The 12,808-nt window shown below is 73.1% G+C and carries 11 protein-coding genes; 7 read left to right on the top strand and 4 right to left on the bottom strand.

Features of this window, described 5'->3' with window-relative positions:
* Positions 1–115: 115 nt before the first annotated feature.
* From O1G22_RS11110 to O1G22_RS11090, 5 genes are read left to right on the top strand one after another with little or no spacing between them, the layout of a single operon-like run.
* Positions 116–3,088, top strand: coding sequence for a bifunctional acetate--CoA ligase family protein/GNAT family N-acetyltransferase (locus O1G22_RS11110; RefSeq protein ID WP_270081213.1), 2,973 nt, complete (start codon positions 116–118; stop codon positions 3,086–3,088).
* 11 nt (positions 3,089–3,099) lie between these two features.
* Positions 3,100–3,513 (top strand): hypothetical protein, encoded by a 414-nt coding sequence (locus O1G22_RS11105; RefSeq protein ID WP_270081212.1) that lies wholly within the window; start codon positions 3,100–3,102, stop codon positions 3,511–3,513.
* Between the two features lie 10 nt (positions 3,514–3,523).
* Positions 3,524–4,111: a DUF5998 family protein gene (locus O1G22_RS11100; protein ID WP_270081211.1), complete on the top strand. Its 588-nt coding sequence runs from the start codon at positions 3,524–3,526 to the stop codon at positions 4,109–4,111.
* Positions 4,111–5,304, top strand: coding sequence for an alkaline phosphatase family protein (locus tag O1G22_RS11095; RefSeq protein WP_270081210.1), 1,194 nt, complete (start codon positions 4,111–4,113; stop codon positions 5,302–5,304). Before O1G22_RS11100 ends, O1G22_RS11095 begins: the two co-directional genes overlap by 1 nt.
* A gap of 43 nt (positions 5,305–5,347) precedes the next feature.
* Positions 5,348–5,998 carry a thymidine kinase gene (locus O1G22_RS11090; RefSeq protein WP_270081209.1) on the top strand — a complete coding sequence of 217 codons (651 nt, stop codon included), beginning with the start codon at positions 5,348–5,350 and terminating at the stop codon, positions 5,996–5,998.
* Between the two features lie 64 nt (positions 5,999–6,062).
* Here O1G22_RS11090 and O1G22_RS11085 read toward each other — a convergent pair whose 3' ends face one another.
* Positions 6,063–6,854, bottom strand: coding sequence for a VOC family protein (locus O1G22_RS11085; protein WP_270081208.1), 792 nt, complete (start codon positions 6,852–6,854; stop codon positions 6,063–6,065).
* Positions 6,855–7,183: 329 nt separating this feature from the next.
* Between O1G22_RS11085 and O1G22_RS11080 the strand changes: the two genes are divergently transcribed.
* Complete coding sequence (locus O1G22_RS11080; protein ID WP_270081207.1) at positions 7,184–8,035, top strand: sulfurtransferase; 852 nt, start codon at positions 7,184–7,186, stop codon at positions 8,033–8,035.
* A 59-nt stretch (positions 8,036–8,094) separates the two neighbouring features.
* Here the strand turns inward: O1G22_RS11080 and sepH are convergent, their stop codons facing one another.
* Positions 8,095–9,135 (bottom strand): septation protein SepH, encoded by a 1,041-nt coding sequence (gene sepH, locus O1G22_RS11075; protein WP_225102012.1) that lies wholly within the window; start codon positions 9,133–9,135, stop codon positions 8,095–8,097.
* 479 nt (positions 9,136–9,614) lie between these two features.
* Here sepH and O1G22_RS11070 point away from each other — a divergent pair, with 479 nt between their 5' ends.
* On the top strand, positions 9,615–10,340 hold the full coding sequence (locus O1G22_RS11070) for a RodZ family helix-turn-helix domain-containing protein (RefSeq protein WP_270081206.1): 726 nt from the start codon (positions 9,615–9,617) through the stop codon (positions 10,338–10,340).
* On the opposite strand, the gene O1G22_RS11065 is transcribed toward O1G22_RS11070, so the two are convergent.
* Entirely contained in the window at positions 10,264–11,583 is a 1,320-nt protein-coding gene (locus tag O1G22_RS11065) for a D-arabinono-1,4-lactone oxidase (protein WP_270081205.1), read from the bottom strand. The genes O1G22_RS11070 and O1G22_RS11065 overlap by 77 nt on opposite strands.
* Positions 11,543–12,781, bottom strand: a complete 1,239-nt coding sequence (locus O1G22_RS11060; RefSeq protein ID WP_270081204.1) for an MFS transporter — start codon at positions 12,779–12,781, stop codon at positions 11,543–11,545. The genes O1G22_RS11065 and O1G22_RS11060 overlap by 41 nt, the downstream gene beginning before the upstream one ends.
* Between the last annotated feature and the right edge of the window lie 27 nt (positions 12,782–12,808).

The following is a 12,808-nucleotide window of genomic DNA, read 5'->3' as shown; positions in this document are numbered from 1 at the left end:
GGAGCGGACGTCCGTCCGCCCCTGGCGTGTCGTCGGACCGCGGCCTCGGTCCGGGTTTTCGTCCTCCACAGACTGCCTCGCGCCGTTGTCGGACGCGAGCCGTACTCTGGGGCCCATGCAGACCTCGGCGGGCCGGCAGGACCGGCACGAGTACCCCGCCCACTGGGAGGCGGACGTGGTGCTGCGCGACGGGGGTACCGCGCGCATCCGGCCCATCACCGTTGATGACGCCGACCGCCTGGTCAGCTTCTACGAGCAGGTCTCGGACGAGTCGAAGTACTACCGCTTCTTCGCGCCGTACCCACGACTGTCCGCCAAGGACGTCCACCGCTTCACGCACCACGACTTTGTGGACCGGGTGGGACTCGCGGCCACCATCGGCGGCGAGTTCATCGCCACCGTACGCTATGACCGCATCGGCGCCGACGGTCTGCCCGCCTCCGCGCCGGCCGACGAGGCCGAGGTCGCCTTCCTGGTGCAGGACGCGCACCAGGGCCGCGGGGTCGCCTCCGCCCTGCTGGAGCACGTCGCGGCCGTCGCGCGTGAGCGCGGCATCCGCCGCTTCGCCGCCGAGGTGCTGCCCGCCAACACCAAGATGATCAAGGTGTTCACGGACGCCGGGTACACCCAGAAGCGCAGCTTCGAGGACGGCGTCGTCCGCCTGGAGTTCGACCTCGAACCCACCGACCGCTCGCTCGCCGTGCAGCGCGCGCGGGAGCAGCGCGCCGAGGCCCGCTCGGTACGGCGGCTGCTCGCGCCCGGTTCGGTGGCGGTCATCGGCGTCGGCCGAGCTCCCGGAGGAGTCGGCCGCAGCGTCCTCGACAACATCCGGGACGGCGGCTACAGCGGCCGGCTGCACGCCGTGAACCGGGCCTTCCCCGAGGACCTCAAGGAGGTCGACGGGGTGCCCGCGCACCGCTCGGTGCGGGAGATCGACGGCCCGGTCGACCTCGCCGTGATCGCCGTACCGGCCGATCACGTGCCCGCCGTGGTCGCCGAGTGCGGTGAGCACGGTGTGCAGGGGCTCGTCGTCCTGTCCGCCGGATATGCCGAGAGCGGGCCCGAAGGGCGGGAGCGGCAGCGGGCCCTCGTGCGGCACGCGCGCGCGTACGGCATGCGGCTCATCGGCCCCAACGCCTTCGGCATCATCAACACCGCCCCCGGCGTCCGGCTGAACGCCTCGCTCGCCCCCGAGATGCCCCGCCCCGGCCGCATCGGGTTGTTCGCCCAGTCCGGCGCCATCGGCATCGCCCTGCTGTCCCGGCTGCACCGGCGCGGGGGAGGGGTCACCGGGGTCACGGGCGTCTCCACGTTCGTCTCCGCCGGCAACCGCGCGGACGTCTCCGGCAACGACGTCCTGCAGTACTGGTACGACGACCCCGAGACCGACGTCGCCCTCATGTACCTGGAATCCATCGGCAACCCGCGCAAGTTCACCCGCCTCGCGCGGCGGACGGCGGCGGCGAAGCCGCTCGTCGTGGTGCAGGGGGTCGGCTCCGCGCCGCAGGGGCACGCGGTGCGCGCGACCCGGCTGCCGCACGCCACCGTCTCCGCGCTGCTGCGGCAGGCCGGGGTGCTCCGGGTCGACACGATCACGGAACTGGTCGACACCGGCCTGCTGCTCGCCCGCCAGCCGCTGCCGGCCGGGCCGAGGGTGGCGATCCTCGGCAACTCCGAGTCGCTGGGGGCGCTGGCGTACGACCGCTGCCTCGCGGAGGGCCTGCGGCCGGCCCGGCCGGTGGACCTGACGACCGGGGCGACGGCGGAGGACTTCCACCGGGCGCTGTCCGCCGCGCTGGCCGACGACACGGTCGACTCCGTCGTGGTGACGGCGATCCCGGCGATCGGGGAGGGCTCGCCGGGGGACGCGGAGCTGGCGGAGGCGCTCAGGTCCGCGGCGGCGGCCGTTCCGGGCAAGCCGGTGCTGGTGGTGCACGTGGAGCTCGGGGGGCTCGCACAGGCGTTGTCGGCTGCGGCCAGTACCGCACCCGCGGCCGCTGACAAGGCACCCGGAACGGCAGGCGGTGCCCACCGTTTCGAGCGGGGGGACCCCCATCGCCCTGCGGACCTGCCCACCGCGAGGGCGGGCGCCGGGGCGGTACCGCCGCCCCCCTGGGCGGCGCCCACGGCCCGTGCGAGCGGCAGTGAGCCCCACGCCATGGCGGACGCGGTCGGCAGGGAGCCCGCCGTCCGAGGCGATGCGACGGTGCCACCCCCCGACGGCACCCGCCTCATCCCCGCCTACCCCGCCGCCGAACGCGCGGTCCGGGCCCTCGCCGAAGCCGTGAAGTACGGGCAGTGGCGGCGGGAGGCGGCCGATCCCGGGAAGGTTCCGGAGTACGACGACATCGACGAGAAGGGGGCCGCCCGGCTGATCGGGGAGTTGCTCGCGCGCGGGGAAGGGCTCACGATCCCCGCCGCCGAGACCTGCGAGCTGCTCGGGAAGTACGGCATCCGTGTCCGCCGGGCCCTGCCCGCCCCCACCCCCGACGCCGCCGCCGAAGCCGCCCGCGCCCTCGGCTATCCGGTCGCCCTCAAGGCCACCGCCCCGCATCTGCGGCACCGCGCGGACCTGGGCGGCGTACGCCTCGATCTCGCGGACGAGGAGCAACTGCGCCGGGCGTATGCCGAGTTGACCGAGCTGTTCGGGACGCCGGAGGATCTGCGGCCGGTGGTCCAGGGCATGGCGCCCCGGGGTGTCGACACGGTCGTACGCGCGGTGATCGATCCCGCCGCGGGCGCCGTGCTGTCCTTCGGGCTCGCCGGGGCCGCCTCCCAGCTGCTCGGTGACATGGCGCACCGGCTGGTCCCGGTCACCGACCGCGAGGCGACGTCGCTCGTGCGGTCGATCCGCACGGCCCCGCTGCTGTTCGGCTGGCGCGGCTCCACGCCTGTCGACACCCCGGCGCTGGAGGAGCTGCTGCTGCGGGTGTCCCGGCTGGTCGACGATCACCCGGAGGTGGTCGCGGTCACCCTGGAGCCGGTCGTCGTCGCCCCGCACGGCGTCAGCGTGCTCGGCGCCACGGTCCGGCTCGCGCCGCCGCCCGCCCGCGACGACCTGGGTCCGCGCACGATGCCCGCCTACTGAAGCAGGAGCCCATGGAGATCGCCGGCCGGCACCTGCCCGAGGGCAGCTGGTGGGACTGGGAAGTGATCGTCTGGGACGGCGGGCACCTGCGGCTGGCCGCCGGCCACGACCTCACGTACCACCACGGCCTGGAGGTCGTCTTCACCGCCCCGGGCTTCGTCGCGTGCCCCTCCGCCTTCCAGGACCCCGTCTTCCGCGAGCCCACCGCCGAGGAGACGGCCCGGCTGCGGCGAGCGCTCGGCGAGACGCCGCCCGTCGTGGTGGCCTTCGAGGCGGACGCCGGCGGGCCCGCACCGGTCTCGTGCCTGGTGGCCGCGGAGGGGCTGGACATCCTGCCGGGGCTTGTCCACAGGCACCCACGCGCGCGTGAACGGCCCGCCCCCGGTCCTGCCGACTGGCCCGGAGCGCCCCTGCCCACGGATTAGGATGGACGCCATGGCCAAGACCAGTACGACGACCCAGGGGCTGCGCGCGGCGATCGAGCGCAGCGGCTACTACCCGGCCCTCGTGGCCGAGGCGGTGGAGGCCGCCGTGGGCGGCGAGCCGATCCGGTCGTACCTGGTCCACCAGGAGACCACGTTCGACCAGAACGAGGTGCGCCGGCATGTGACCGTCCTGGTCCTCACCGGCAACCGCTTCATCGTCAGCCACACCGACGAGCAGGCCGCCGACAGCACCTCCCCGACGCCGTACGCGACCACCTCCACCGAGTCCGTGAAGCTCGGCCGGATCTCCTCGGTCGTGGTCAGCCGGGTCGTGGCGAACCCCGAGCAGTACGCGCCGGGCACCCTGCCCCGCGAGGTCGTGCTGACCATCGGCTGGGGCGCGGTCAGCCGCATCGACCTGGAGCCCGCCGCCTGCGGCGACCCCAACTGCGACGCCGACCACGGCTACACGGGCAGCTCCACGGCGGACGACCTCAGCCTGCGCGTCAGCGAGGCCGGGGACGGCCCGGAGACGGTGCGCCAGGCGCTCGCCTTCGCGCAGTCCATCTCGGAGGCGACCGCGGACATCACGCGCTGATGACCCAACTCTCCTCCGCCTGGGACCACCCGGAGCCCCTCGCCCTCGGCACCGCCCCGCTGCCCGAGTACGGCACCGGCTCCCTCGCCGACCTGCTGCCCACCCTGGCCGCAGGGATGGGCGTACCCGGCCTGACCGCCACGATTCCGGAACTGACCGCGGCCGACCGGGTCTGTGTCTTCCTGGTCGACGGGCTCGGCTGGGAGCAGCTGAGGGCCCACCCCGACGAGGCCCCCTTCCTGACCTCGCTGCTCGGCAGCTCGCGCGGCGGCACCGGCCGTCCGCTCACCGCCGGCTACCCGGCGACCACAGCAACCTCCCTCGCCTCCGTCGGCACCGGCCTGCCGCCCGGCGCCCACGGCCTGCCCGGCTACACCGTGCGCAACCCGGACACCGGCGCGCTGATGAACCAGCTCCGCTTCCAGCCGTACACCGACCCGCGCCCCTGGCAGCCGTACCCCACCGTCTTCCAGCTGGCCCACGAGGCCGGGGTGCACTCCGCCCAGGTGTCCTCGCCGGCCTTCCAGCACACCCCGCTCACCAAGATCGCGCTCAGCGGCGGCACCTTCCACGGCCGGCTGACCGGCGAGGAGCGCATGGACGTCGCCGCCGAGCAACTGGCCGCCGGGGACCGCTCGCTGGTCTACACGTACTACTCCGAGCTGGACGGCTCCGGGCACCGCTACGGCGTCGCCTCCGACACCTGGCGCGGCCAGCTGATGTACGTCGACCGGCTCGCGCAGCGCCTCGCCGAGCAACTGCCCCCGCGCAGCGCGCTCTACGTCACCGCCGACCACGGCATGGTCGACGTGCCGTTCGACGACGAGCACCGCATCGACTTCGACACGGACTGGGAGCTGCGGGCCGGGGTCGCCCTGCTCGGCGGCGAGGGCCGTGCGCGGCACGTGTACGCGGTGCCGGGCGCCGAGAACGACGTACTGACCTGCTGGCGCGAGGTGCTCGGCGAGCAGTTCTGGGTGGCCTCGCGGGACGAGGCGATCGCGGCGGGCTGGTTCGGGCCGCACGTCGACGAGCGGGTGTACGCCAGGCTCGGGGACGTGATCGCGGCCGCGCACGACGACGTCCTGATCATCGCCACCGAGCGGGAGCCCAAGGAGTCGGCGCTCGTCGGCAACCACGGCTCGATGACTCCCGCCGAGCAGCTTGTCCCGCTGCTCGAAGTACGCTCCTGAAGCCCGCTGTCCCGACTCTTCGCCGAAAGGTGCTCAACTCCTCATGCCCGAGCTGGTGTTCTTCTCCGGAACGATGGACTGCGGGAAGTCGACGCTGGCTCTGCAGATCGAGCACAACCGCTCCGCGCGGGGCCTCGTCGGGATGATCTTCACCCGGAACGACCGCGCGGGCGAGGGCAAGCTGTCCTCGCGGCTCGGCCTGGTCACCGACGCCGTGGAGGTCGCGGACGACCAGGATCTGTACGCCTCCCTCGTGGAGCACCTCTCCCAGGGTCGCCGGGCCGACTATGTGATCGCGGACGAGGCGCAGTTCCTCGCGCCCGAGCAGATCGACCAGCTCGCGCGCGTGGTGGACGATCTCGGCCTGGACGTGTACGCCTTCGGGATCACCACGGACTTCCGCTCCAAGCTCTTCCCCGGCTCCCAGCGGCTGGTCGAGCTGGCCGACCGCATCGAGGTGCTCCAGGTGGAGGCGCTGTGCTGGTGCGGCGCCCGCGCCACGCACAACGCCCGCACGGTCGGCGGCGAGATGGTGGTCGAGGGCGCCCAGGTCGTCGTCGGCGACGTCGACCAGTCCACCGGAGAGGTCGGCTACGAGGTGCTGTGCCGCCGCCACCACCGGCGCCGGATGACCGCCGCGTCGGCCCGCGCGGCGGCCCTGTCCCCGGACGTCCTGCCGGTCTCGGCCGGCTGAAGCCCCAGAGTCGGCTGAAGCCCCGGAGCCGGCCGAATTTCCACGGCCAACTGAATCCCAGCGCTCAGTGCGGGTCCTGGAGCACCGAGAACTCCGCGCCCTCCGGGTCCGCCACCGTCGCCACGCGCCCGTGCGGGCTGTCGTGCGCCTGCCGGACGACCCGGCCGCCCAGCTCCGTCACCTGGCGCAGCGTCAGCTCGGCGTCGGCGACCTCGAAGTACGTCTGCCAGTGCGGCCCCCGGTCCCGGGGCAGGCCGTGGCCCACGCCGTGCAGCCCGGCGACCGGACGGCCGTCGAGGTGCAGGGTCACGTAGTCGAAGTCGGCGGACACCACCGGCTCCGCCTCGTAGCCGAACACGGTCGTGTAGAACTTGGCGACGCTCTCCGTCTCGAACGTCACCAGCTCGTTCCAGGCCGGCGTCCCGGGCACACCGGTGATCGCGGTGCCGAGGCGCGCCGAGCCCTGCCAGATCCCGAACACCGCCCCGGAGGGGTCGGCGGCGATGGCCATCCGCCCGGCCTCGGCGGCGTCCAGCGGGCCGACCGCCACCGTGCCGCCGCACTCCCGCACCGTGTCCGCCGTACCGTCCACATCGTCCGAGGCGAAGTACGGCGTCCAGGCGATCGGCAGCCGGCGGTCCGGCGGCAGCTGGCCCATACCGGCCACCTCGTGCCCGTCGAGCAGTGCCCGCACATACGGGCCGAGCTGCTGTGGGCCCGGCCGGAACTCCCAGCCGAACAGCTCGCCGTAGAACTCCTCGGTGGCGGTCAGCCCGTGCGCCATCAGACTCACCCAGCAGGGCGTGCCGGGCGCGCGCCGCGCGCGCGGACCGGCCGACTCCCGTGCCTCCGTCATCGATCACTCTCTCCCCGGCCCCCTCACGGTGGCCGTGTCGCTTCCGCTCCCCCGCCGGGGAGGGGTGTCCACGCCGGCGCGGCGGGTACGCCCGTGCCGGTGCCCGCATCCTCCACGCCACGGCGGGCCATACCGCGCCGCCGCTCGGCGACACCTCCGGGAGGATGCCCGTTCTGCCGACTTTCGGCGCTGCCTTGCGGTGGCCGGTGGGTGTCCGTCGGCGGTACAGCACGTGCTCGATCCCCTACGCTTGGTGATCGAGCGTGTCCGGCCGAGCAGAGTAGCCGGACCTGGACGCCGTGGCCACCCCTGGCGTATGCATGGACGCCATGAACGCCATCATCACCGCAACCGATCTCGCACACGAACTGACCGGCGACCGCCCGCCGGTGCTGCTGGACGTGCGCTGGCAGCTGAGCCTGGCGAAGGCGGCCGGCGCGCCGGCCTTCGACGGGCGGGCCGAGTACGCCGCCGGGCACATCCCCGGCGCGGTCTTCGTCGACCTGGACCGGGAGCTCGCCTCGGAGCCCGGGGAGAGCGGCCGTCATCCGCTGCCGGACATCGAGGAGTTCGGCGCCGCGATGCGCCGTGCGGGTGTGTCGGCGGGGCGGCCGGTCGTCGTGTACGACGGTGGCCAGGGCTGGGCCGCCGCGCGCGCGTGGTGGCTGCTGCGCTGGACGGGTCACCCGGACGTGCGGGTCCTCGACGGCGGGTTGCCGTCCTGGGAGGGCGAACTGTCCACGCAGACCCCGGATCCGGCGGAGGGCGACTTCCGGCCGGAGCCGGCCGCAGGCGGACTGCTGGACGCGGACGCGGCCGCCGTCCTGGCTCGTACGGGCGTGCTGCTGGACGCGCGCGCGGGGGAGCGGTACCGGGGCGAGGTGGAGCCGATCGACCGGGTCGGCGGGCACATTCCGGGCGCGGTGTCGGCGCCGACGACGGAGAACGTGGGCCCCGACGGCCGCTTCCTGCCCGCGGCCGAACTGCGTGACCGGTTCAAGGCCCTGGGTGTCGCGGCGGACGCCGAGGTGGGCGTGTACTGCGGCTCGGGCGTCTCCGCCGCCCACGAGGTCCTCGCGCTGGCCGTGGCGGGCATCCCGGCGGCCCTGTACGTCGGCTCCTGGTCCGAGTGGTCCGCCGACCCGGACCGCCCGGTGGCGGTGGGGGCGGACCCGCAGTAACGACAGCCGGAAGCGGGGGCACGCACGCGTGCCCCCGCTGTCCATTTCCGGACGGCTGGTTACTCCTGTTTCTTGCGGCGCGTGCCGAACACGATCTCGTCCCAGCTCGGGACGGCGGCGCGGCGGCCGGGACGGACGCCGTCGGCCTCGGCCTGGCGGTCGGTGGCACCGATGAGCCGGTCGCGGTGGCTGCCGACGGAACGGGGCATGAGGACGTCCGCGTAGGCCGAACCGGCCGAGGCGGCGGGTGCCGGCGGCTCCTCGGCCGCCGGTTCGTCGACGGGCTCTTCCACGGCCTCCGCCGGGCGCTCCGGGACCACCAGGTCGCCGCGGAAGCTCGGCACGGCCTCCAGGAGGCTGGTGAGCGAGTCGCGTTCGCTCGTCGTCTCCTCGGGCGGCTCGGACGGCTGTGCGGGCAGGCTCGGCCGCTCGCGCTCACCGCGGTCGAGGGCGCGGTCCATCGAACGCTCGCGCGGCAGCCGGGCGATGCGTGGGACGAACGGGAAGCTCGGCTCGGGCACGGCGAGATCGTCGGACTCGCCGATCAGCGAGCGTGCCTCGGCGTCCACGGCCTGCACGAGCCGCCGGGGCGGGTCGTACGTCCAGCTCGCCGAGTGCGGTTCGCCCGCGACCCGGTAGACGAGAAGCACCTCCCAGGTGCCGTCGTCGCGGCGCCAGGAGTCCCACTGCACGGTGTCCTTCTCGGCGCCGCGCAGCAACAGCCGCTCCTGGACGGCCTCGCCGAGCAGCGGGCCGGAGTTCTCGCCGGGGCGGCGGACCGGGGTCTTGCGGGCGCGCTCGGCCATGAAGGCGCGCTCGGCCAGCACGGGACCCTCGAAGCGGCGGACCCGGTCGACGGGGATGCCGGCGAGCTGCGCGACCTCTTCCGCAGTGGCACCCGCGCGTATCCGCGCCTGGATGTCACGCGGGCGCAGATGGCTCTCGACCTCGATCTCGATCTGGCCGAGGCGGGGCCGGTCGCCGCGCACGGCGGCGCGGAGCCGTTCGTCGATCGGAAGGGTGTACTCCGTCGCGTCGGCAGCTTTGAGCACCAGCCGTGTGCCGTCATTCGAGACGGCCACGACACGCAGTTCGGGCATGGGGACCTCCCGGGTGGTGCCTGCCGACGTCACGTGCGTCGCTGCTTCCGCTAGTCGAGTGTGGCCTGCCCGGGTGCAGCCTGCCACAACCTTGCCGAGTTGCCCGGCGTGTCGGGCACGGGCCCTGGGCCGCCGTTATGGCACGGTTACCTGTTCGCAACGCTAAGTGACCAACTCCGTCACCCTGTGCAACTAGCCCCCTCCCGGCGGTCCTGCAAGGCCCCGGACACCCTGGTAGGAGACCGGGCCCAGGGCTCGCAACAGTACTCCATTTGGACCATGTGCGTGGATGGGCGCGCCGCCCAACTTCTGGCAAGGGCCGCGACTTGGGGCCCGGCAAGCGGTTCTGCTGATCATGAACGTGGCGAACTTCACGCAATCCCCAGAAACGGAACTAATGGTTTCTGTTGTACGTCCCTTCTCGTGTGGTCGGCTGGTCAATGTCGATCAAGTACGGGAAAGGCAGGCAAGTTCCGGGTATGCGTGAGACGCCCGATGCAGGTCGCAAGCGGATCGACCTGAGCGTGCCCCAGGTCGCGGGCAGTGCCCTGGCGGCGGTCGTGGCGGCCAAACTGGCGTCGTACTTCGGGGTGTACGGCACGATCCTCGGCGCGGGAATCGTCAGCGTCGTCGCCACCTGTGGCGGTTCGCTGTTCCAGCACTTCTTCAAGCGGACCGGGGAGCAGTTGCGGGAGGCGACGGTCGCGGCCCGTCCCAGGGAGCAAGTGGCACCGGCTCCGGGGGAGTTCACCGCGGGGACCGTCTACCGCGCGCGTGTGAAAAAGAGTTGGCGGCGGCCGGTCGTCGCGGCCGCGCTGGTCTTCGGCGTCACGATGGCCGGCATCACGACGTACGAACTGGTCTCCGGCAGCAGCTTCAGCGGCGGTGCGGGTACGACGGTCAGCGACGCCGTTTCCGGACGGGGCGCGTCCTCCTCGACGTCCGGCACGCCTTCCCGGACCGACGAGGCACCGGCCCCCTCGGACACGCCGTCCCACGAGCACACACCGGGTTCCGGCGGTGCCGCGACGCACAGCACGGCGCCGGTGCCCGGCGACTCCCCGAGCGGGCGGCCGAGCCAGTCCCCGGCCACCCCGACCCCGACGCCCAGCGGGTCCGCCGCGACGCCTACGCCCCCAGAACCCTCCGCACGTAGTCGTTCTGGAACAGCCGATCCGGGTCAAGCCGGTCCCTCAGCGCAGTGAACTCGCCGAAACGCGGGTACACGCGCGCGAAGTACTCGGCGTCCCGGGTGTGCACCTTGCCCCAGTGCGGCCGGCCCTCGTGCGCGGTGAAGATGCGCTCGGCGGCGGTGAAGTACGCCTGGTACGGCGTGCCCCGGAACATGTGGACGGCGATGTAGGCGCTGTCCCGGCCGGAGGCGGTGGACAGGGCGATGTCGTCCGCCGGGGCCGTACGCACCTCGACGGGGAAGCTGACGCGCAGGCCCGAGCGGTCGACCATGGTCTTCAGCTCGCGCAACGTCTCCCCCAGGGCCGCGCGTGGCACGGCGTACTCCATCTCCACGAAGCGCACCCGGCGCGGTGAGGTGAAGACTTTGTAGGGGATGTCGGTGTACGTCCGCGCGGACAGGGCCTTGCTGGAGATCCGCGCGATCGTGGGAATGGTGGCGGGGGCGGCGCGGCCGACCCACTGGGCCACCTGGAACACGCCGTTGGAGAGGAACTCGTCCTCGAACCAGCCGGCCAGCTGTCCCACCGGCTGCTCCGGGCCCGCGCTGCGGTTGTTGCGCTTGGTGTTGGTGTTGCCGGTGTGCGGGAACCAGTAGAACTCGAAGTGCTCGTTCTCGGCCCACAGTTGATCGAACTCGGCGAGGACCCGCTCGAACGGCATCGGCTCCTCGCGCGCGGTGAGCAGGAAGAGGGGCTCCACGGCGAACGTGATCGCGGTGACGATGCCGAGGGCGCCGAGGCCTATTCGGGCGGCGGCGAAGACATCGGGGTTCTCCTTCTCGGAGCAGGCGAGCACCGAGCCGTCGGCCGTGACGAGTTCGAGCCCCGTGATCTGGGCGGCGATCGAGCCGGACTCGCGGCCCGTGCCGTGCGTGCCGGTGCTGGTGGCCCCGGAGACGGTCTGCTCCATGATGTCGCCCATGTTGGTGAGCGACAGGCCCTCGCGCGCGAGAGCGGCATTGAGCCTCTTGAGCGGGGTGCCCGCCTCGACCGTGACGGTCATGGCTTCCCGGTCAATGTTGCGGATACCGGTCAACAGTTGAGGGCGGATCAACACACCGTCGGTGGCCGCGATCGACGTGAACGAGTGGCCCGTACCGACCGCCTTGACCTTCAGGCCGTCCTCCCGGGCCCGGCGCACCGCCTCGGCCAGCTCCTCCACCGAGGCCGGCTCGACCTGCCGGGCGGGCCGGGCGGTGACGTTCCCGCCCCAGTTACGCCAGGTGCCGTTCTTCCCGCTCGCTGTGCTGCTCAACGGTGCCTCCCCGACCCGCGGCCGGCCTGCGCAGCCGGCGGTACCCGAGGAAACCGACCGCGACCGCGACGGCCCCGGACACCGCCGGAACCCCGTACCCGGCCCGCGCCCCGGCTGCGTCGATCACCGAGCCGGCCACGGACGAGCCGAGCGCGACACCGACCGCGAGGCCGGTGCTCACCCAGGTCATGCCCTCGGTGAGTTTCGCGCGAGGTACGTGCTCTTCGATGAGGGACATCGTGGTGATCATCGTCGGCGCGACGGCCATCCCCGCAACGAACAGCGCCACGGCCAGAAGCGGCAAGTTTCCGACCAGTAGGAGGGGGATCATACTCACGGCCATCGCCGCCACGCCCAGCAGCCAGCGGCGTTCCGGCGCCCCGGCGAACCGCAGCAGCCCGAAGACCACCCCGGCCGCACAGGAACCGGCCGCGTACACCGCCAGTACGACGCTGGCCGCGCCCTTGTGGCCGCGCTCGTCGGCGAAGGCGACGGTGACCACGTCCACAGCGCCGAAGATCGCGCCGGTCGCCACGAAGGTGGCCACCAGCACCTGGAGCCCCGGCGAGCGCAGGGCCGTGCCACCGCCGTGGTGCTCGCGCGGATGTGGCTCCGGCTCGGTGGCGCGCTGGGCCGTGAGCCAGAAGACGCCGGCCGCCAGGAAGCAGGCGGCCAGCAGCGGACCGGCCTCCGGGAACCAGGCCGTGGACAGCCCGATGGAGATGATCGGGCCGAAGATGAAGCACATCTCGTCCACGACCGACTCGAACGAGTACGCCGTGTGCAGCTTCGGGGTGCCCCGGTACAGCGCCGCCCAGCGGGCCCGGATCATCGCGCCCAGGCTCGGCACGGAGCCGATCCCGGCGGCGCACACGAACAGCACCCAGTCCGGCCATCCCAGGTGTGCGGTGAACAGCAGCCCGGCCGCCGCCGTGAGCGCGACCAGGGTCGCCGGGCGCAGCACCCGGCGCTGCCCGTGCCGGTCGACCAGCCGGGAGATCTGCGGGCCGATCGCCGCGGCGGACAGTGCGATGGTGGCCGAGAGCGCGCCGGCGAGGCCGTAACGGCCGGTCAGTTGGGAGATCATCGTGACCACGCCGATGCCCATCATCGACAGCGGCATCCGGCCGAGGAATCCAGCGGCGGAGAACGCCTTCGTGCCGGGCTTGGCGAACAGGGCTCTGTAGGGGCTGGGCACGTGGTCTCCGGGCGGCTCGGTAAGGCG

Source organism: Streptomyces camelliae, from assembly GCF_027625935.1.
In the GTDB taxonomy this organism is placed as follows: Bacteria; Actinomycetota; Actinomycetes; order Streptomycetales; family Streptomycetaceae; genus Streptomyces; species Streptomyces camelliae.
The sequence above is the reverse complement of the archived record's forward strand: the minus strand, read 5'-3'. Positions and strand labels throughout refer to the sequence as shown.